The organism is Arthrobacter sp. Z5-13 (assembly GCF_056499105.1).
Genome location: NZ_CP096460.1, coordinates 2874799 through 2895470 on the forward strand (window position 1 = coordinate 2874799; position 20672 = coordinate 2895470).

Sequence of the window (20672 nt, forward strand, 5' to 3'; positions counted from 1 at the left end):
CCCGTGCCTTTACCTTCTGGTAAAGCTTGAAGGTTGCCTATGGAAAACGGAAACCGCCCGCACAGCCTCTGCTGCGCGGGCGGTTTCCGTATGTGATGTTGAGGGTGTTGCAGTGAGGCCTAGACGGTGGCCGGTACGGCCTGGGCCTTGGTTTCCTCGACCTCATGGTGATGGGCGATCATGGTGGTCTCGTCGAACGGCTCTTCACCGGAGAGCACACGCTCAACCTGGCCGCCGTCGATCTCCTTGACCCAGGTTCCGATGAGGACCGTGGCCACGGCATTGCCGGTGAAGTTGGTCAGGGCGCGGGCTTCTGACATGAAGCGGTCGATGCCGACGATCATCCCGACGCCGCCGAGCAGTTCCGGCTTGTGGGCCTGGAGACCTGCGGCCAGCGTGGCCAGGCCTGCACCGGTCACACCGGCTGCGCCCTTGGAAGCGATGATCATGAAGATCAGCAGCGAGATCTGGGCTCCGAGGTCCAGCGGAGTTCCCATGGCGTTGGCAACGAACAGTGACGCCATGGTCAGGTAGATCGCAGTGCCGTCGAGGTTGAAGGAGTATCCCGTCGGAACCGTGACGCCAACAACCGGCTTGGAAATGCCCAGGTGTTCCAACTTGGCGATGAGGCGGGGAAGAGCCGCTTCGGAGGAGGACGTGGAGAAGATCAGCAGGTATTCGCGGCCCAGGTACTTCATGAGCCGGAAGATGTTGACGCCTGCAACAGCCTGCAGCAGCCCGCCCAGGATCACAACAATGAAGAGTGCGCAGGTGACGTAGAAGGCCGCCATGAGCGTAAACATGCTCACGATCGCCGCGAACCCGGTAGCACCGACCACAGCAGCGATGGCGCCGAAAGCACCCACCGGAGCGAGCCACATGATCATGATGAGGATCCGGAACACAACCGCCTGGCCGTGGCCGATGGCCTTGAGGACGGGAGCACCCTGGGCACCCATCTTCTGCAGTGCGAAACCAACGAGGATGGCTGCAAAGAGAGTCGGGAGGACCGGAATGTCGCCCGGAATGATGCCCAGGAGGAAGGCGACAGTGCTGTCTACTTCAGCCTTCTTGTTGGGGTCGTACGGCGCAAGCTTCAAGCCCTCGCCCGGGTGGATCAGGTTGCCAACCACCAGGCCGATGCCCAGAGCGAAGGTTGACATGATGACGAAGTAGCCCAGCGCCAGCCCGCCGACCTTGCCGACCGTGGCGGCCTTGGCGATGGAGCCGATCCCGAGCACGATGGTGCAGAAGATAATCGGGGCGATCATCATCTTGATCAGCTTGATGAAGCCATCACCCAGCGGCTTGAGTGATTTTCCTACTTCGGGAAACAGCAAACCGACGAGTGCGCCCAGGATAACGGCGGCGATGACGGCAATGTAAAGGTAATGGGATTTGTCCAGCCCCTTGCGGGCGGCCTTGGCAGGCGCTGCTGACTCTCCTCTTTGAGAAGCCATGATGTGTCTCCTTATGGATAATCTGGAAGACGTTCGGCACAGTCTCTGAGCTCTTCACGTCGGTCCGGTGTGATATCCATCATTGGGTACATAGTGACGTGGCTCACCGTTGCGTTCATATTGGTCATGAAAGGTCCCCATGAGGCACAAATGGAGCATTGCCAGGAGGCTGTTCGTGGCGCACCTGCTGTTTGTGCTTGCCCTCACGGCGATCGTAGGCACGGCAACGTTCCTTGACGCGCGCGACCATGCCTATGCAGAGGCGGGACGGCGGATGGCTGGAGTGGCGACGGCGATTGCAGACAACCCGCTCGTCCTGGATGCTGCAGCCACACCCGATCCCACCGCCACCCTCCAGCCTTATGCCCTCAACGTCATGAGGGATGCCGGCGCTGACTTCATCACCATCATGGCCCCTGACCGGACAAGGTGGACCCATCCCCGGAACGAAGAAATCGGACGCCCATACATTGGCTCAATTGATGCCGCCCTTGCCGGGAATGTCTATACCGAGGTCACGGCGGGAACACTGGGCCCGTCAGTGCGCACGATTGCCCCCGTCAAGGATTCAGCAGGAAACGTCAAGGCCCTGGTTTCGGCGGGGGTGACGGTACGGACTGTGGATGTCGCGGTTTCCGGGCGGCTGCCAGCGGTTTTGGCGATCGCTTTCGCGCTCCTGGTGGGCGGTTCGGTGGCGTCCTGGCTCCTCGGAAGGTATTTGCGCAGGGTCACCCGGGGGTGGGGACCGGAACAGCTCGCGCAACTCTTCGCCTACTACGAATCTGTGCTTCATTCAGTCCGCGAAGGAGTCATCCTGATTGACAGCAAGGGCAAAGTGGTGATGTACAACGACCAGGCGGCCGAACTCCTTGGGCTGGCCCCACGGGAAACGGACGGCGACCCGAACGATCCGCCGTCGCTCTCTGAACTGCCGTTAGCGTCAAGCCTGCAGACATTGTTCGAATCCGGAAGGCTCGCGCACGACGAAATCCATCTGACAGGCTCCCGCATCCTGGTAGTCAATCAGGGCCCGGCGCTTGGGCCGCCGAGCCAAGGCCGCCAGCGCGACCAGGTGTTCGGCACAGTGGCCACCATCCGTGACAGGACGGAGATCGAGTCCCTCGGCTCGGAACTTGAAACCATGCGGACGTTGTCTGCCGCACTTCGTTCCCAGACCCACGAGCATGCGAACAGGCTGCATACCTTGGTCTCCCTGATGGAGCTGGGACGAACGGAAGACGCCCTGGATTTCGCCACCAAAGACCTCGAGCTCAGCCAAAAACTCACTGACGAGTTGGTTGATTCTGTTGAAGAGCCTGTACTTAGCGCGCTGGTCATGGGGAAAGCAGCGGAGGCGCACGAGCGCGGCGTCGAACTGGTTCTTGAGGCGAAGGGGTCAACGGAACTTGCCGGCCTCGCGGTTCAGGATCTGGTAACCATCCTTGGAAACCTGCTTGATAACGCTATCGATGCCGCCGCTGAAGCCGCCTCCCCCAAACGGGTGGAGCTGGCTCTACACTCCACCAAGGAGAGTCTTGAGATCACGGTGCAGGATACTGGTAGCGGAGTTGATCCACGATCCGTGGACGACGTTTTCAGTTACGGTTTCAGCACCAAGGCACCCGGCAAGTACGGTCGGGGCATAGGACTGGCACTGGTCCGTCAAGCAGTCCAGCGTTTGGGTGGAACGTTGACCATTACCAACCCAGGCGGTGCGCTATTCCGCGTTGTTCTGCCTTCCGGTACTAAGGAGCAGTTTTGAGCGATATCCGCGTGCTCGTCGTCGAAGACGAACCGATCGCCTCCGCCGCACATGCCGCCTATGTGCAGCGGCTCGACGGGTTCTCACTCGCGGGGACTGCCCCGGACGGGCAGTCGGCACTCCGGCTCCTGGCGGAGTTTTCCGCTGCCGGGAACCAGGTGGAGTTGGTGCTCCTGGACATGAACCTGCCGGACCTTCATGGATTGGACATTGCCCGCCGGATGCGGTCCTCCGGCCTGTTTTCGGACATCATCGCCATCACTGCCGTACGGGAATTGAACATTGTGCGCAGCGCCGTAGCAATTGGAGTGGTCCAGTACCTGATCAAGCCCTTTACGTACTCCACCTTCGCCGAGAAGCTGACCAACTACCGGCTGTTCCGGGAGCAGTTAGCATCGTCCGACGACGGAAAAACTAAAACCGACGCCTCCCAGAGCGACGTCGACCAGGCCTTTGCAAGTCTGCGGACGCCCTCGGAACTCCAGTTGCCCAAGGGGTTGTCCGTGTCCACGTTGGACGCGGTCAAGGATTATCTCCGCAAGGAAGATGGGGCTGTGTCTGCCAGCGAAGTGATGGATGAGCTCGGAATGTCCCGCGTGACTGCCCGGCGCTACCTTGAGTACCTGGCCGATGCCGGGTCAGTATCGCGAGCGCCGAGATACGGAGCACCCGGCAGGCCCGAGAACGAGTATCGGTGGACCCGCGGCTGACAGCGCCATCGCGACTTTTGTATACATAATCTCTTCCCAGCCGGGAAAGATCCCAGCATTCTCCAAAAACCGGCCACTTCCTGTATACACTGATGGTCACAGGAGGATGATAGCGAGGTGACCATGCGGGCAAGCGACCGGGCTTACGAAACGCTGCGCGATGACATCATCGAGTGGCGCCTCCGTCCCGGCACAGTACTTGGAGAGGTGGAGCAGTCCGAGCGCCTCGGCATCTCGCGGACACCCCTCCGGGAAGCACTGGGCCGCCTCACTGCAGAGGGGCTCACCGCGGCGTCAGGCGGGCGCGGCGTCGTCGTTACCGACATTTCCCTGGACAATATCGACCAACTGTTCGAACTGCGGGAAACCCTGGAAGGACGGGCCGCCGCCCTCGCTGCCGAACGGGGTGACGCCGTGACGTTTCAAAAACTCCACGACGAGTTCCTGCGGGCTCCCTCGCTTATTCAGGCCGACGACCCTGCCCGGCACGAGTACTACGAACTGGTGGGACGTCTTGATTCGGCGATCGACTCAGCCATAACCAACACCTACCTCGCACAGGCCATGCGCAGTTTGCGCGTGCACCTGGTGCGGGTCCGGCGGCTGGCTGCGGACGACGCACGCAGGCTCACCTCGGCCGCTGCCGAGCACGCTGCGATCGCCGAGGCTATCGCCGCAGGTAATCCGCGCCTTGCCGAAGCAGCCACCATGCTGCACCTGCACCGCAGCCTCTCCCATGTCAAAGCCACGCATACACCGCATTAGAAGGAGCCCCATGGTCAAGGAACACCACGTCCGCGTTTACCGGAGCGAAGAAAAGCTGCCCCGCGAAGAGCAGCTGGCCCACAAGATCGCCGCCGTGGCGGCAGATCCCGTCGCGGTGGCAGATGACGTTACGGCCATGGTGATCAATAGGATCATCGATAACGCCTCCGTGGCGGTTGCATCCCTGACCAGGGCTCCCATTGTGGCGGCAAGGGCCCAGGCCCTGACCCACGGTCCCAGTACGGGAGGCAAGGGCGCGAAGGTCTTCGGAATTGATGAGCGGGTCTCCCCCGAGTGGGCTGCCTGGGCCAACGGTGTTGCGGTTCGCGAACTGGATTACCACGACACCTTCCTGGCCGCTGACTATTCCCATCCGGGCGACAACATCCCGCCGATCCTGGCCGTGGCGCAGCACGTTGGTTCCAGCGGGCAGGAACTGATCCGCGGGATCGCCACCGGGTACGAGATCCAGGTCAACCTGGTGAAGGCGATCTGCCTCCACAAACACAAAATTGACCACGTCGCCCACCTTGGCCCCTCGGCCGCTGCAGGGATCGGAACGCTGCTGGGGCTCGACGTCGAGACCATCTTCCAGTCAGTCGGCCAGGCCCTTCACACCACCACAGCAACGCGCCAGTCCCGAAAGGGCGAAATTTCAACCTGGAAGGCTCACGCCCCCGCTTTTGCCGGCAAGATGGCAGTCGAGGCCGTGGACCGTTCCATGCGTGGGCAGACCTCGCCGGTGCCGATCTATGAAGGCGAAGACGGTGTCATTGCATGGATGCTCGACGGCCCGGAGGCCTCCTACAGCGTGCCGTTGCCCGAAGCCGGCGAAGCCAAGCGCGCCATCCTTGACACCTACACCAAGGAGCATTCTGCTGAATACCAGGCCCAGGCCTGGATTGATCTGGCCCGGAAACTTCATGCGGAGCACCCTGAAGTGACCGATCCGGCGAATGTGAAATCCGTGCTGATCAAAACCAGCCATCACACGCATTTTGTGATCGGATCCGGAGCCAACGATCCGCAGAAGTACAGCCCCGACGCCAGCCGCGAAACCCTGGACCACTCCATCCCGTACATCTTCACCGTGGCATTGCAGGACGGCAGCTGGCACCATGTGGATTCGTATGCGCCGGAGCGGGCCCGCCGGGTGGACACCGTTGAGCTGTGGCAAAAGGTCAGCACCGTCGAGGACCCTGAGTGGACGCGCCGCTACCATTCCATGGACATTTCCGAGAAGGCGTTCGGCGGGTCTGTGGAAATCACGCTCAACGACGGGTCCGTAGTCACCGATCAGATTGCTGTGGCTGATGCGCATCCGCTGGGTGCCCGGCCGTTCGCCCGCGAGCAGTACATCAACAAGTTCCGCACTCTCGCCGCCGGTCTGGTGGAGGAAAAGGAAATCGACCGTTTCCTCGACGCAGCAGCACGGCTCCCGGAACTGGCCGCCGGAGAACTGGACCAGCTGAATATCGTTGCGGCTCGTGGTGTTATTGACTTCGCTGCAGCACCGAAGGGGCTGTTCTAAGTGCTGTATTCCCACACCACGCCCGAGCAAAAAAGGATCCGGCTCCGTGAACTCCTGGCATCCGGAACCATCCAGCAGTTCCCCGGCGCCTTCAGTCCCCTTTCTGCCCGGCTGATCGAGGAAAAAGGCTTTGCCGGTGTCTACATCTCCGGCGCCGTGCTGGCTAACGACCTCGGCTTGCCTGACATCGGCCTCACCACCCTGACGGAGGTTGCGACGAGAGCAGGCCAAATCGCTCGCATGACGGAGCTGCCGGCCATTGTGGACGCGGACACAGGTTTCGGCGAACCCATGAATGTTGCCCGCACAGTCCAGGAGCTGGAAAACGCAGGCCTGGCGGGGTGCCACATCGAGGACCAGTTCAACCCGAAGCGCTGCGGACACCTGGATGGAAAAAATGTGGTGGACCTGGACACCGCCACCAAAAGGATCCGCGCGGCAGCGGACGCCCGGCGGGACCCGAATTTCCTGATTATGGCCCGCACGGACATCCGGGCAACTGACGGCCTTGCGGCGGCGCAGGTGCGGGCCGTGGCCCTGGTCGATGCCGGCGCCGATGCGATCTTCCCCGAAGCCATGAAGGACCTGGGCGAGTTCAAGGCCATCCGCGAGGCAGTGGACGTGCCGATCCTGGCGAACATGACTGAGTTCGGCAAGAGCCCGCTGTTCACGGTTGAACAACTGCAGGCCGTAGGCGTGAACATGGTGATCTATCCCGTGACCCTCCTCCGTAGTGCCATGGGCGCTGCGGAGCGTACGCTGGAGACGATCAAGGCTGACGGCACGCAGGAGGCACAGGTGGAGAACATGCTCACCCGCGCGCGGCTGTACGACCTTGTGGACTACGAGGCCTACAACCGTTTCGACACCGGTGTGTTCAACTTCCAGGTTCCCGGAAAGAACTGACACTCAGATCCCATCGGATTTGCCGGCCCAGGCCGGGCAATAGCGTCTCAAAGAAACTAAGGAGTTTTCAGCATGGCTGCAGAAGAGATCAAAAAGGGACTCGCCGGCGTCGTGGTGGACACCACTGCCGTCTCAAAGGTCAATCCGGACACCAATTCACTTCTTTACCGGGGATACCCCGTGCAGGAACTCGCAGCAAGGTGCAGCTTCGAGGAAGTGGCATACCTCCTCTGGAACGGGGAACTGCCCACGCCTGACCAACTCGCTGAATTCACGGCAAGGGAGCGCTCGGGCAGGGCGCTGGACCCGGTAGTCAAACAGGTCATCGATGCATTGCCCACCACAGCTCATCCCATGGACGTATGCCGCACCGCCACTTCCGTGATGGGTGCCCGTCACAGCCTTGCCGAGGACTCGTCCCGGGAAGCCAACATGACCAAGGCAATCGACCTCTTTGCCGCCATGCCAGCTGTGGTCGCCTACGATCAGCGGCGGCGCAAGGGCCAGGCGCTCGTCGGGCCGCGGGATGATCTGGGCTACTCGGCGAATTTCCTGTGGATGGCCTTCGGGGAAGAGTCAGTCCCGGAGGTTGTGGAGGCCTTCAACGTCTCGATGATCCTGTATGCAGAGCACTCTTTCAACGCCTCCACGTTCACCGGCCGCGTCATTACGTCCACACTCTCCGATCTTCATTCTGCTGTCACAGGGGCCATCGGCGCCCTTAAGGGACCGCTTCACGGCGGCGCCAACGAAGCCGTCATGCACACGTTCGATGAAATAGGCATCCGTCCCGAGGAGTCACTGGAAGAAGCCGCGGCCAGGGCTAAGACCTGGATGGAGAACGCCCTCGCCCAAAAGAAGAAGGTCATGGGCTTCGGCCACCGCGTGTACAAGCACGGCGATTCCCGCGTGCCGACGATGAAAGCTGCGCTGGACAAGATGATCGCCCACTATGGCCGGCCCGAGCTCCTGGGCCTCTATAACGGCCTTGAGTCGGCGATGGAGGAGGCCAAGGCCATCAAGCCGAACCTCGACTACCCGGCGGGGCCTACCTACCACCTCATGGGCTTCGATACCGCCACCTTCACTCCCCTGTTCGTGGCCAGCCGCATCACCGGATGGACTGCGCACATCATGGAGCAAGTGGAATCAAACTCCCTGATCCGTCCGCTGAGCCTGTACAACGGTGCTGAGGAACGGCACGTTCCGTAGTTCTCCTTGCCGGGAACGACGGCGGGCCGGTCACCTTTGAAAGGTGACCGGCCCGCCTTTCTTATCCCTGTGAAACGTAGTGTCCTGACCCGCAGGCTAAATGTATAATTTCCAGCCTGCCGCGGATGGTTACAAAAACTCGGAAATCGTTACCGCGGATTGAACTGTCTCGTTGTCCGGGTTCAGTGTCACTACAACGTTGACCCCGCCCTTAGTGAGCGCCAGCGGAAGCCAGTGTTCGGCGTCGGCCCACATCCGCTCCAGCGGGAGGGAGTCAAGCAGAAACCACTCGGGAATGATTTCGATGCTTTCCGTCGGCTCTCCTTGCCACGTTCGTGTCGTGAAGAGGATTGCGGACATGTTCCAGAGCGGACGGGCCGGAAAAACAAAGTCGACTCTGCCTGCAGGCCTCAGATCGGACTCGAGAACGGTAATTCCCGTTTCCTCGTAGACCTCACGGCATACGGCTTCGGCCGCCGACTCGCCGGGTTCGATATGGCCGCCCACACCGACGATCTTTCCGGTCCCGAAGCCGGTCTTCTTGAGCCCCAGCAGCACCTCAGTGCCCACTCCCTCGAGATCGCGGAGGAGGAAGCAGAGGGTAACAGGGGCGGAAGTCATTCCCCAAGAATATCCCTGGGCTAGCCGAGCGCGCGGGGATGCGCCGCTGCGTAAATCTCGCGCAGCGTATCCGCCGTAACCAAGGTGTACACCTGGGTGGTGGTTACCGAGGCGTGGCCCAGAAGTTCCTGGACCACGCGCACATCCGCCCCGCCCTCCAGCAGATGGGTCGCGAACGAGTGCCGGAGCGTATGCGGTGAAACGTCTTTGGTGATGCAGGCTTTCTCTGCCGCGGCCTTGAGAATGGTCCAGGCGCTCTGCCTGCTGATCCGCCCTCCCCTCGCGTTCAGGAACAAGGCCGGAGTCCCCTTCCCTTTGCCCGCCAGGAGGGGGCGGCCACGGACCAGGTAAGAATCCAGTGCCCGTGCACCGAAAGAGCCCAAGGGTACCAGGCGTTCCTTGGAACCCTTACCAAAAAGGCGCACGATCGCCGGACCGTCGTCCGCCCCTTCGAGGGAGATGTCATCGACGTCGAGGCCCACTGCCTCGCTGATACGGGCACCGGTGGAGTACAAGAACTCCAGGAGCGCCCGGTCTCGGAGGCCTGTGGGAGAGTCCGTTGCGGCGGCCTCAAGGATCCGCGTTACCTCATCCACGCTGATGGCCTTCGGCAGCCGCTTGCCGGGCATAGGCGGGTGCACATCACTTGCCGGGTCCGCCGTCGTCGTGCCTTCAAGCGCCCAAAACTTATGCAACCCGCGTACTGCAACGACGGTCCGTGCGGCCGAGCGCACGCCGAGCACAGATCCTCCATCAGAACCGTCCGAGAGTGACTGCACGAACGCCGTCACGTGGCGCCTCGTCACATCCTCCGGGCGCGAAACGCCGGCCGATGCAAGATAGTTGCCGTACCTGGAAAGATCCCTCCGGTAAGCCGACAGGGTGTTCACCGCGAGTCCGCGTTCCACGCCCATGTGCTGGAGGTAGTCAGTGACACCACGATCGATGGCAGACGGTGGCCTCGGCGTCGGGGAGGTGCTGTCAGGCGTGTCAGACGCCTCAACCGTCGCAGTCCCGGTCATCAGCGCTGGCTGGGGTGAGCCGGCCAGGGCGCACCGGCCGGACGGAGGTGCCGGAAGTCATTGCCCCTGGCGGCCGCAGCGGCCAGGATTCCGACGACGGCGGAAGGGTTGTGCAGGCGGCCGTCCAGTACTGCTTGAACAGCATCGTCAAGGGAGGTCCAATGCAGCTCGATTTCGGCTTCCTCGTCGGTGCGGACGTGGAGTTCGTGGTGAGGTACAGCCGTCAGGTCCCGGGCAAGGTAGATCCGGATGGCTTCACTCGAGGAACCGGGAGAATTGAAGAAATCAACCAGGACGTTCCAGGTTTCTGCCACGAGATCGGCCTCTTCTGCCAGCTCTCGGGCGGCGCCCACCACGAAGTCCTCGCCATCAACGTCCAGCAGCCCTGCCGGGATCTCCCAAAGATCCATTCCCACCGGGTGCCTGTACTGCTTGATCAGCAGCACCTCGCCGGCGTCGTTCATGGGCAGCACTGCCACCGCACCGGGGTGGTCGATGTAATCCCTGGTCAGCGGGTCGCCGGCGTCAGTCAGTTTGAAGCTGTCGCTGACAACATCCCAGATGCGGCCTTCATAGACGGTCCGGGACGACAAAAGACGGCGCGGACTCGGTACATCCGAAACCTGCCGTGCAGCGTTGGGGGTTTCAGATGTATGAGGCATCGCGCCGTCCTTTTGTCGTGCTGGCTTACTTGGCCGGCACCACGCTGTCCGCTTTTTCCTTGCGGACCGGTGCCTCAGCACCCACTGTATTACGTTTTGCGGTGGCTCCCTGCTGGTGGTCCAGCGCGGCCTTGACCAGACCCGCGAAGAGCGGGTGAGGGCGGGTAGGCCGTGAGCTCAGCTCGGGGTGGGCCTGTGTAGCCACGTAGTACGGATGCGTCTCGCGGGGCAGTTCAACGAACTCCACGAGCTTTCCGTCCGGAGAGGTGCCTGAGAAGACGAGCCCTTCAGCAGCAATCTGCGCCCGGTACTTGTTGTTGACCTCGTAACGGTGGCGGTGCCGCTCGCTGACGGTGGTAGCCCCGTAGGTCTCTGCGATAACGGAACCCTCGTCCAGCTTGGCCTCATACAGCCCGAGCCTCATCGTTCCGCCAAGGTCGCCCTTGCCTTCAACGATGTCCAACTGCTCTTCCATGGTGGCAATCACCGGGTGCTTGGAGTCGGGTTCAAATTCGCTGGATGAAGCGCCTTCCAGCCCCACCACGTTGCGTGCATATTCAATCACCATGCACTGCAGTCCCAGGCAGAGGCCCAGTACCGGCAGCTTGGTCTGACGTGCGAATGTCAGGGCCCCCAGCTTGCCTTCGAGGCCGCGGATTCCGAAGCCGCCGGGAACACAGATGGCGTCGACGCCTTCGAGGGAGGTTATTGCACCCTCTTGGGTTTCGCACTCGTCTGACGGAACCCAACGGATCTTCACCTTGGTGTCGTTCGCAAACCCGCCTGCACGGAGGGCTTCCGTTACCGAGAGGTAGGCGTCAGGCAGGTCAATGTACTTGCCCACAAGCGCAACTTCGACCTCGTGCTTGGGGTTGTGGACGGCTTCCAGCAACTTGTCCCAGCTGGTCCAGTCCACGTCCTTGAACGGCAGATCAAGGGCACGCACAATGTACGAGTCCAGGCCCTGGGAGTGGAGGGTCTTGGGGATGTCGTAGATGCTGGGGGCATCCGGGGCACCGATCACGGCGTCAATGTCGACGTCGCACATGCGGCCGATCTTTTCACGCATGGGCTGCGGCACCTCGCGATCGGATCGGATCACGATGGCCTCAGGCTGGATACCGATTGAGCGCAGTGCGGCAACCGAGTGTTGCGTCGGTTTGGTCTTCAGCTCCTGGGACGGACCGATGTACGGGACCAGCGAGACGTGGAGGAAGAAAACATTGCCACGGCCGATGTCCTGCCGCACCTGGCGTGCTGACTCCAGGAAAGGCTGGGACTCAATGTCGCCGACGGTCCCGCCGATCTCGGTGATGATGACGTCAGGTGCATTCTTGCCTTCGGACGGAAGCCGCATGCGGCGCTTGATTTCGTCCGTGATGTGGGGAATGACCTGGACGGTGTCGCCCAAGTACTCGCCGCGGCGTTCCTTGGCGATGACGGTGGAGTAGATCTGGCCCGTAGTGACGTTAGCCGAGCCTTCAAGATTTTCATCCAGGAAGCGCTCGTAGTGTCCGATATCGAGATCTGTCTCGGCGCCGTCGTCGGTGACAAAAACTTCACCGTGCTGGAACGGGTTCATTGTGCCGGGATCCACGTTCAGATAGGGATCCAGCTTTTGCATTGTTACAGACAAACCACGTGCCCGCAGCAGGTGTCCGAGGCTTGAAGCCGTCAGTCCTTTACCGAGCGAGGACGCCACACCACCGGTGACGAAGATGTGTTTGGTCGTCTTGGACGAGCCCGGGAACCGGGAATTTACACGGGAATTTGATCGCTGCACCACGGAATTCGAGCCTATCATCAATTGCGCCTTCCACGGGTCCATCCGGTTGTTCCCCCAAAGCCTCAAGTCTCGCCTGTTTGGGCCGCTACGATCAAGGGGTGACGACGCCGGATCCCATAAACCAGCCCGCTGAAACCAGCCAATCCCCCGTTCCGTCTCCTTCTTTTGTCTCGTTGGCCCTCGCCTCGATTCCGGTGCCGGACTATGCCGATGTGATTGTTCTCCCAGTGCCGGCAGGAAGCCCCGTGGACCCACGGCTTTGGGCAGAGACGATCTTTTCAGGCGCTGTGGTCCCACTCTGGGTCAAATGGCTGCTGGGCATCCGGCAAACCTTGGTGGTCCTGATTGGAGTCAAACCCTCTCCCTGGGACATCTTTGCCGTGTCCGGGGTTGTTGGTGAGGAAGCCCTCATCAGCGCCGATGACAAGCATCTTGATTTCCGTTGCGGAGTGGCCCTTGATGCTACGCGAATGCTGCTGCGGGTCACCACGGCGGTGCGGATTAAGGGATGGCGGGGCCGCCTCTACTTCCTGCCAGTGAGGATCCTGCATCCGCTCGTGGTGCACGCCATGATGGCCAGGGCCGTTCGGGTGCTGACTTCCCGCTAGGCGATGCTTCCGGTTAGGCCCGCTGCCCGCTTGGCCCCGCCGGTTAGGCCCGCTGGGGCAGGAGACGGGCGTCCTCCAGGAGTTCCTTCGCGTGAGCTTGTGCAGACTCGGAGTCCTCTTGCCCCGCCAGCATCCTGGCAAGCTCCTTGATCCGCTCGGATGCGTCCAGCAACTGAACATCACTGGAGGTAAACCCAGTGGCGGTAGCGCCGTCCGAGCCGCGGACAGAGGTCTTGGTGACGCGGATGTGCTGGTCAGCGAAAGCAGCCACCTGGGGCAAGTGGGTCACTACCAGCACCTGGACATGCTGGGCCAGCATGGCCAGCCGGCGACCGATTTCGACGGCGGCACGGCCACCAACGCCTGCGTCGACTTCATCGAAAACGAACGTGGGCACGGGATCGACCGCAGCCAGCACCACCTCGATGGCCAGCATGACTCTTGAGAGTTCACCGCCGGAGGCACCCTTGCCAAGGGGCCTTGCGGGTGCTCCCGCATGGGGCTGGAGCAGGAACGAAATCTCATCCACGCCAAATGGGCCCAGTTGCCCGCCCGGTTCGATGTTGATCACCAGCGTGGCATCCGCCATGGCCAGTGCCTTCAGCTCGGCACTGACACGGGCGGAAAGGTCCTTGGCTGCCTTGGCCCTGATCTTGCTGATGGCGGCGGCCTGCTTCTTCAGGTCAGCCTCCGTGCGGACAACTTCGGCGTCGAGCGCCTCGATCCGGGTGGAATCGTCCTGCAGTTCGTCGAATCTGATCCTCGCGTTCTCCGCCCAGACCAGGACTTCATCGATGCTCGGTGCATACTTACGGACCAGCTTGGCCAATACGGCACGCCGGTCCTCGATCTCCGCGAGCCGCTCCGGTCCCTCAGAGTCCAGCCCTGCCTGATAGCTGGCCAGCTCAGTTGCGATGTCATTGAGAAGAAAGCCGACTTCGGCCAGGCGGGCAGAGGCCGCACCCAGCTCGGCGTCGTGCTCCGCCACGTGCTCCAAGGTGCGCTTCGCTGCATCCACCATGGTGGTTGCGTCACCGGAATCCCCAAAGTCCTCCGCGATGAGCGCCTGGTGCGCGGTGTTGGCGGCAATCCTCAGCTCTTCCACGTTGGCCAGTTTCACGGCCTCGGCTTTGAGGGACTCGTCCTCACCTGGTTGGGGATCCACTTCATCAATCTCCGCCAAGGCGATCTCCAGTGACTCGGCTTCACGCAGCCTGTCACGGGCGGCGCTGCGCAGCGTATCCAGCTCCGTCTGGATGGACTTCCATTGGCTGTACAGCGCCTGGTAGCTGGCGAGTGGAGCGGCGAGAGAGTCGCCCGCAAACTTATCCAGGGCACCGCGCTGGGCGGTAGCGCCCTTCAGCCGGATCTGATCCGACTGGCCGTGAACCACCACGAGGCTTTCGCCGATTTCGGCCAGGACGCCCACCGGGGCCGCCCGCCCGCCAAGGAAAGCACGGCTGCGGCCGTCGGCTCCCAGGCGCCGGGCAAGGATTAGCTCAGTGCCGCCGTCGAACTCCTCCACGTCTGCGCCGGCTTCCACCGCACGGGCAACGGCAGGATGCTCGTTCGCCAGCTTCAGTACCGCCTCAGCGGTGGCGCTTTTCGCCCCGCTCCTGACGGCACCGGCGTCGGATCTTGCCCCCAGCAGCAGGCCGACGGCGGTGACCACCATGGTTTTACCCGCACCGGTTTCGCCTGTCACCACACTCAACCCCGGGCCAAGCGGCAAAGTGGCGTCCGTGATGACGCCGAGATCGCGGATTCTCAGTTCTTCAAGCACGATTCACCTCGCAGTGGTGGGGTCGGGAGCTGCCGGCGGTTCTTCCGGATGTTCCGCCGAAGAATTTGCCGGCGCGGCAGCCGCGGTCGAAGGCGTGGGGGGCAACGGCATCGGCTTGGGTGTACGGACAATGGGGATGGGTCCGGTATGAACGGATTCGGGTTTTGGTGCAGGCCCCCTCCAGCCATGGATGGGCAATTCGAACTTGCGCACCAGCCGTCCTGAGAATGGCGTGGGATGAGTGCGGGCAAGGCGTACCGGTGTGGCCGACCGCGTAACCTCCACGCGGGCACCCGGCGGAAGGTCAACAGAGCGCCGCCCGTCGCACCAGAGAACTCCCTGCGCATCGGTCCGGCCCAGAACTTCGACGGCGAGTCTCGAGCGGGGTGAAACGACCAGTGGTTTGGCAAAGAGGGCGTGGGCACTGATGGGAACAATCACGAGGGCTTCCACCTCTGGCCACACCACCGGCCCTCCGGCGGAAAAGGCGTAGGCCGTGGAACCGGTAGGGGTTGCCAGCACAATGCCGTCGCACCCGAAGGTGGTCAGCGGACGCTCGTCCACTTCGGTAACCACTTCAAGCATCCGCTCCCGGTTGCCTTTTTCGATGGCAGCTTCGTTAAGCGCCCACGTGTGCCAAATCTTTTGCCCGCGGACCCAGACCTGAACATCGATGGTCATTCGTTCTTCGACTGTGTACTGCCTGCTGGCTATCCACTCGACCGTCTGGGCAAGGTCTGCCCGCTCACTCTCGGCGAGGAAACCAACGTGCCCCAGGTTTACACCCAGGAGCGGCACGTCAACCTCGCGGACAAGTTCAGCTGCGCGGAGAATGGTTCCGTCTCCGCCCAGGACCATCACAAGTTCAACATCGGGCAGCTGGACGTGATCGTGGAGAACTTCGACCGGGTGTTCCAGCCGGCCGAAGTAGCGCTCCATGTCGCCAAGCTCCGATTCCTGCATCACAGGCACAATCCCGGAGGAATGCAGCTGTTCGCAGGCCTCCCAGGCAGCTTTCAGTGATTCCTCGCGGCCGGTGTGGGCAAGGACCAGTACACGCCTGCTCATCGGGTTCCGCTTTCTACTGGTTCTTCAAAGGACTCGGCCAAATACTTCCAAGCAACGCGGCAACAGCAGCGTCGTGCCCTTCGATCTTAGGCAAGTCTGGAACCATCCTGCGTTTTATCCACAGGAAGTATTCAACGTTTCCGTCCTGGCCGGGCAAAGGACTGGCTGCCAGCCCGCGCGGCTCCAGTCCCGCCTCGACTGCAGCAGAGGCGACTTTAGCCACTGCCCGGCGTCGTTCCAGCTCGGAATTGACCACACCTGTCCGGCCCAGCCGGTCCTTGCCAATCTCGAACTGGGGTTTGACCATGAGCACCAGGTCCCCGCCAGGTACTGTGCAGGCAGCCAGCGGTTCAACCACCAGGGTGAGGGAAATGAAGGACAAATCAGCCACCGTGAGTTGCGCCAGGCCGCCGATGTCATCGGCCTTCATGTATCGGACATTGAGTCCTTCGTGAACGTCCACACGGGGATCGGACCTGAGCTGCGGCACCAGCTGTCCATGCCCGACGTCGACTGCCACCACGCGTTCGGCACCCTGTCTCAGCAGCACCTCCGTGAAGCCGCCCGTGGACGCTCCTGCATCGAGGCAGCGTTTTCCCTGGACGACAATTTCAGGGAAGGCCTTGAGCGCGCCAGCCAGCTTATGGGCGGCACGGCTGACATAGTGGTCTTCAGCCGCCTCAACCACGCTTAGTTCAGTCTGGTCCTCAACCTGGAGGGAAGCCTTGGACAGAGTGGTCCCCTCAGAGGTCACCTTTCCTTCGACGATGAGCCGGGCGGCATGGGTACGCGATCTTGCCAGCCCTCGGGCTACAAGCATTTGGTCCAGTCGGGTCATGGGCGCGTATCGTCCGACGACGGGTTACCGTGCAGCGCACCAGAATTCAGCGCCTCCAGCAGCGCATCGTGCAGTTCGGCGTAGACAGTTCCGTGCTCGGCCACTTCCAGGTCAGGCAATTTGGACAGCAGACCCAGGGCCTCGTCCACATCCTGGTCAGTCATCCCCTGACCGGGGGTTCCCTGACCGGGGGTTCTCTGGCCGGAGGCGTCCTGGCCGGAGGCGTCCTGAAACCGGGGTGCCTGCGGCCAGCGGACCACCGAATGGTCGACGGGATGAGGCTGGTTCTGCTCGGTCATTTCACCAGTCTAATGATCAAGCCATTCGAGGTCGGCCACCTTTGCCGTTGTGGCTCCCGGGTTGGCAGCCCACCACGCTGCGCACGCGGCTCGCCAGGAATCCACATCCGTCGGGTCCCCGGTGATGCTGACGGTGTTCCCGTCAACACGTGCATGGGATTCGCGGCAATAGTAGCTCCCGTCACGACTGACCACGTCCGGGTATGGCTCGTAGAGCTCGGATAACGTGCTGATGAGATAACCGGGCCGTTCCTCTGCGCGGGCGGCCAGGATGGATTCCCGGGTGTCGACGCCGGTCAGGACGGCGACAGTGGCGAATCCGGCCCGGTTGCCGCCGAGGATGTCAGTGTCCAGCCGGTCACCGACAACGAGCGGGCGCTCAGAGCCCAGCCGTTTGGCAGCCGCATGGAACAAAGGAGCTTCCGGTTTGCCCGCGACCAACGGCTTCTGCCCGGTGGCCGAAGCTACGGCTGCAACCAGGGTGCCGTTCCCAGGCGCAATCCCCCGTGCCTGCGGGATAGACATATCTGTGTTTGTTGCCACCCAGAGCGCACCGCCCGCCACCACGTACGATGCCTCGGCAAGATCCTTCCATGCGATTTCAGGGTTAAATCCCTGAACCACCGCCACGGGGTGTTCCAAAGCACTATGCACCGGCACGAGCCCGACAAGTTCCAGCTCGTGGGCAAGGGCACGGCTACCCGTGACGAGTACCCTGGAACCTGCCGGAAGCATGCCGGACAGAAGTTCTGCTGCCGCCTGCGATGAACTCACCACTTGATGGTCCTCCGCAGGCGCACCCATTTCACGCAGATGTGCTGCCACCTGGGCAGGAGTCCTGGAGGCGTTATTGGTGACGTAACCCAGGCCCACGCCTTCACCCTCAAGCTTCCCAAGTGCCTCTATGGCACCAGGGATAGCATGGGGTCCGGCGTACACCACGCCGTCCAGGTCCGACAGCAGGGCGTCGAACATCGAGATGAGTGAAGCAGAAGGCATACGGGCTAGTCCTCTGTGCGGTTCACGGGATCGGACTCATCCGCTGTTTCCGTCGGCGCAGTCTCTGTCGCGTCAACATCTTCTTCGACTGAATCTTCATCAGATTCTGCGTCGTCCGACTCAAAGTAGTCGGATTCGGCGTCATCCGAGCCTTCGTCAAGTTCTGCAGGTGCAGACGTCGTTGTCGTTGCCTTTAGTCCAGCATCAGCGGCCTTCGTGCTTCCCTGCGCAACTTCCGTCGTCTCCAGGTTCTGCCTGGCTTGTAGGCGGCGCAATTCCTCCTCCTGCCGGGCCTCCTCTTCCTCGTCCCAACCAAGGTCGATGATGTCGGGCTCCTCAGAGGCGCCAAGGCCAAGGGCGTTCTCAGCCACCACAGCCTGGCGCTGCCACTTCTCCGCTTCCTCGCCACGACCAACTGCAGCCAAAGCATCTGCGTACGACCTGAACAGACGCGGGCTGTAGGAAAAGGCACGGTTCATGTCCAGCTGGGGGATCTCCAGCTCAGCCACTGCAGCGTCCAACTGACCAAGGTCAGTGCGTGCGCCTGCCGCCACGATGGCCAGTTCAACCTTGCCGGGCGCGTCCAGATCCTTGGCTTCCTCGGACCGCACGACGTCCAAGGCTCTGTCCGGTCGGCCGAGGCCTCGTTCACAATCAGCCATTACGGGGAGATGCACGTTGGAGCCGCTGATGCGCCGGTATGTCCGGAATTCCCTCAGCGCCTCCCCATAGTGGCCTGCAGCGTAGGCCGTGAGCCCCACGGCCTCGCGCACTGCCGAAAGCCTTCCGCCCCTGCGGCTGGCAGCCAGGGCGTGCTGGAAAGCCAATTCGGGTTCGTCGTCTATGAGCCGGCCGGCCATCACCAAGTGGCGTGCAACCCACTCGGCGCTGTTGGCTTCGAGCGTCTTGATCTCGTGCTTGGTCGCCCGGTCAAGTTCCTGCCCTGTGACATCTTCGTCAATCTGGGGAGAACGTTCCCGATCGGGACGGTTGGCGCTGCGCAGGTCGCGGGCATTCGGTACGCGTACCGGACGGTGTTCCGGCTCGTCACGTCGCCCGAACTGGCGGGGACCCGAGTCTCCACGGTCGAAGGTCCTGGGGGCACGGTCCTGGCGGTCGCCGAAGGGCTTGCGGTTTTCTCCGGCGCCAAAGCTGCGACGCTCCCCATCACCCTCACGGCGCGGACGATCACTAAACGGCGGCTTACGATCCCGATCTCCGCCACCGAAACTGCGACGCTCGCCATCACCTTCACGACGTGGACGATCACCAAATGGCGGCTTACGATCCCGATCACCGCCACCGAAACTGCGACGATCCCCATCACCTTCACGACGTGGACGATCACCAAATGGCGGCTTACGATCCCGATCACCGCCACCGAAACTGCGACGCTCGCCATCACCTTCACGACGTGGACGATCACCAAATGGCGGCTTACGATCCCGATCACCGCCACCGAAACTGCGACGATCCCCATCACCTTCACGGCGCGGACGATCACCAAACGGCTTACGATCCCGATCACCAAACGGCGGCTTGCGATCCCTGTCGCCCTGCGGGCGCTGGCGATCACCAAACGGCGGACGCGAGCCCTGGCCGTCACGATCTCCGCCGCCAAAGCTGCGACGTTCGCCATCACCTTCACGGCGCGGACGATCACCAAACGGCGGCTTACGATCCCGATCCCCACCGCCAAAGGGCTTACGATCGTCGCCCTGCGGGCGCTGGCGATCACCAAACGGCGGACGCGAGCCCTGGGCGTCACGATCCTCGCGGGAACGGAATCCACGAGGATCCCCGCCCGAATTATTGGTGCCCCGGAAAGGGCCACCCGAACCCCGTCCGCTGGAACCGCCGCGATCTTTTCCGCCGCGGTTTCCGCCGTTGTGCTCAGCCATTATGGAGTCCTCCTATTGCGAGCTGACCACTGGCGCAATCGCAGCCGCTCTTCTCGGTGTTCGTCGTTCTACGCAACCCGAATTTCAAGCGCTTCGAAGTCCGTACATCTCATGCAATTCTAGGCGAGGGATCGCTAGGTGGTCACCGCAAGCCGAACCGCTGGCGAAACAGTGACCATGATCATAACCAGCTGCTCCAAACCTCTGGGTCCACGAGCATCTTTTGCCTCAAACGCTCCCTCACATTTCGCCGCTTCTGGCGCGACGGTCCCTCAGGTTCTGCGGCGGTTTGGTGTGGTGACGGCGGTGGCCGGGGCTGGAGGTGAGGGAGGGTCCCGGTTTTGGGGGCTGGAGGTGAGGGAGGGTCCCGGTTTTGGGGGCTGGTGGTGAGGGAGGGTCCCGGTTAAACCTGCGGGTGGTGAGGGAGGGTGGGGTTTGGGGGTTTTAAATGGGGAGAGCCCCAACCGGTTTCCTGGTTGGGGCTCTCGACCTTAATGGTTGTCCGGCGGTGACCTACTCTCCCACACCCTCCCGGGTGCAGTACCATCGGCGCTGTGGGTCTTAGCTTCCGGGTTCGGAATGGGACCGGGCGTTTCCCCCACGCTATGACCGCCGTAACCTTTTTACCCGTTCACGCAACCCCTGGTGGGGTGGTGTGGGAAGTTTGTGGTTACAACATGTTTCCTGCCCTTTTTGGGGGCAGTTGTGGTGTTGTTATTCAGTTGTGGTGTTCCCGTGG

At 62.2% G+C, this 20672-nt stretch carries 19 protein-coding genes and 1 rRNA gene; 8 read left to right on the forward strand and 12 right to left on the reverse strand.

Features of this window, described 5'->3' with window-relative positions; genetic code table 11:
* Positions 1–119 precede the first annotated feature (119 nt).
* Positions 120–1460 carry a cation:dicarboxylate symporter family transporter gene (locus M1E02_RS13545; protein ID WP_479374768.1) on the reverse strand — a complete coding sequence of 447 codons (1341 nt, stop codon included), beginning with the start codon at positions 1458–1460 and terminating at the stop codon, positions 120–122.
* A gap of 139 nt (positions 1461–1599) precedes the next feature.
* On the opposite strand from M1E02_RS13545, the gene M1E02_RS13550 reads away from it, so the two are divergent.
* From M1E02_RS13550 to M1E02_RS13575, 6 genes are all read left to right on the forward strand, one after another.
* Positions 1600–3222 (forward strand): sensor histidine kinase, encoded by a 1623-nt coding sequence (locus tag M1E02_RS13550; protein ID WP_479374769.1) that lies wholly within the window; start codon positions 1600–1602, stop codon positions 3220–3222.
* Positions 3219–3932, forward strand: a complete 714-nt coding sequence (locus M1E02_RS13555; protein WP_479374770.1) for a response regulator — start codon at positions 3219–3221, stop codon at positions 3930–3932. Before M1E02_RS13550 ends, M1E02_RS13555 begins: the two co-directional genes overlap by 4 nt.
* A gap of 123 nt (positions 3933–4055) precedes the next feature.
* Positions 4056–4697: a GntR family transcriptional regulator gene (locus tag M1E02_RS13560; protein ID WP_479378158.1), complete on the forward strand. Its 642-nt coding sequence runs from the start codon at positions 4056–4058 to the stop codon at positions 4695–4697.
* Positions 4698–4707: 10 nt separating this feature from the next.
* Positions 4708–6228, forward strand: coding sequence for an MmgE/PrpD family protein (locus M1E02_RS13565; RefSeq protein WP_479374771.1), 1521 nt, complete (start codon positions 4708–4710; stop codon positions 6226–6228).
* The gene (gene prpB / locus M1E02_RS13570; RefSeq protein WP_479374772.1) at positions 6229–7134 is read left to right on the forward strand and encodes a methylisocitrate lyase; all 906 of its coding nucleotides are present in this window, start codon (positions 6229–6231) and stop codon (positions 7132–7134) included.
* A 72-nt stretch (positions 7135–7206) separates the two neighbouring features.
* The gene (locus M1E02_RS13575; RefSeq protein ID WP_479374773.1) at positions 7207–8346 is read left to right on the forward strand and encodes a bifunctional 2-methylcitrate synthase/citrate synthase; all 1140 of its coding nucleotides are present in this window, start codon (positions 7207–7209) and stop codon (positions 8344–8346) included.
* A gap of 129 nt (positions 8347–8475) precedes the next feature.
* Here the strand turns inward: M1E02_RS13575 and M1E02_RS13580 are convergent, their stop codons facing one another.
* From M1E02_RS13580 to M1E02_RS13595, 4 genes are read right to left on the reverse strand one after another with little or no spacing between them, the layout of a single operon-like run.
* Entirely contained in the window at positions 8476–8967 is a 492-nt protein-coding gene (locus M1E02_RS13580) for an 8-oxo-dGTP diphosphatase (RefSeq protein ID WP_479374774.1), read from the reverse strand.
* Between the two features lie 20 nt (positions 8968–8987).
* Positions 8988–9989 carry a site-specific tyrosine recombinase XerD gene (gene xerD / locus M1E02_RS13585; protein WP_479374775.1) on the reverse strand — a complete coding sequence of 334 codons (1002 nt, stop codon included), beginning with the start codon at positions 9987–9989 and terminating at the stop codon, positions 8988–8990.
* Complete coding sequence (locus M1E02_RS13590; RefSeq protein ID WP_479374776.1) at positions 9989–10651, reverse strand: NUDIX domain-containing protein; 663 nt, start codon at positions 10649–10651, stop codon at positions 9989–9991. The genes xerD and M1E02_RS13590 overlap by 1 nt, the downstream gene beginning before the upstream one ends.
* 25 nt (positions 10652–10676) lie before the next feature.
* Positions 10677–12455, reverse strand: a complete 1779-nt coding sequence (locus tag M1E02_RS13595; RefSeq protein WP_479374777.1) for a CTP synthase — start codon at positions 12453–12455, stop codon at positions 10677–10679.
* A gap of 80 nt (positions 12456–12535) precedes the next feature.
* Here M1E02_RS13595 and M1E02_RS13600 point away from each other — a divergent pair, with 80 nt between their 5' ends.
* Positions 12536–13045: a DUF2867 domain-containing protein gene (locus M1E02_RS13600; protein WP_479374778.1), complete on the forward strand. Its 510-nt coding sequence runs from the start codon at positions 12536–12538 to the stop codon at positions 13043–13045.
* 43 nt (positions 13046–13088) lie between these two features.
* Here the strand turns inward: M1E02_RS13600 and recN are convergent, their stop codons facing one another.
* Genes recN through M1E02_RS13630 form a run of 6 tightly spaced genes read right to left on the reverse strand, consistent with a single transcriptional unit; the run spans position 13089 to position 18859 of the window.
* The gene (gene recN / locus M1E02_RS13605) at positions 13089–14828 is read right to left on the reverse strand and encodes a DNA repair protein RecN (RefSeq protein WP_479374779.1); all 1740 of its coding nucleotides are present in this window, start codon (positions 14826–14828) and stop codon (positions 13089–13091) included.
* 3 nt (positions 14829–14831) lie between these two features.
* On the reverse strand, positions 14832–15896 hold the full coding sequence (locus tag M1E02_RS13610; RefSeq protein WP_479374780.1) for an NAD kinase: 1065 nt from the start codon (positions 15894–15896) through the stop codon (positions 14832–14834).
* 13 nt (positions 15897–15909) lie between these two features.
* Positions 15910–16734: a TlyA family RNA methyltransferase gene (locus tag M1E02_RS13615; protein WP_479374781.1), complete on the reverse strand. Its 825-nt coding sequence runs from the start codon at positions 16732–16734 to the stop codon at positions 15910–15912.
* Positions 16731–17033, reverse strand: coding sequence for a hypothetical protein (locus M1E02_RS13620; RefSeq protein ID WP_479374782.1), 303 nt, complete (start codon positions 17031–17033; stop codon positions 16731–16733). Before M1E02_RS13620 ends, M1E02_RS13615 begins: the two co-directional genes overlap by 4 nt.
* 9 nt (positions 17034–17042) lie before the next feature.
* Positions 17043–18032 carry an HAD-IIA family hydrolase gene (locus M1E02_RS13625; RefSeq protein WP_479374783.1) on the reverse strand — a complete coding sequence of 330 codons (990 nt, stop codon included), beginning with the start codon at positions 18030–18032 and terminating at the stop codon, positions 17043–17045.
* 5 nt (positions 18033–18037) lie between these two features.
* On the reverse strand, positions 18038–18859 hold the full coding sequence (locus tag M1E02_RS13630; RefSeq protein WP_479374784.1) for a hypothetical protein: 822 nt from the start codon (positions 18857–18859) through the stop codon (positions 18038–18040).
* Here M1E02_RS13630 and M1E02_RS13635 point away from each other — a divergent pair.
* Positions 18845–20056 carry a hypothetical protein gene (locus tag M1E02_RS13635; RefSeq protein ID WP_479374785.1) on the forward strand — a complete coding sequence of 404 codons (1212 nt, stop codon included), beginning with the start codon at positions 18845–18847 and terminating at the stop codon, positions 20054–20056. The genes M1E02_RS13630 and M1E02_RS13635 overlap by 15 nt on opposite strands.
* A 377-nt stretch (positions 20057–20433) precedes the next feature.
* Here M1E02_RS13635 and rrf read toward each other — a convergent pair.
* Positions 20434–20550 (reverse strand): 5S ribosomal RNA (gene rrf, locus M1E02_RS13640).
* Positions 20551–20672 lie beyond the last annotated feature (122 nt).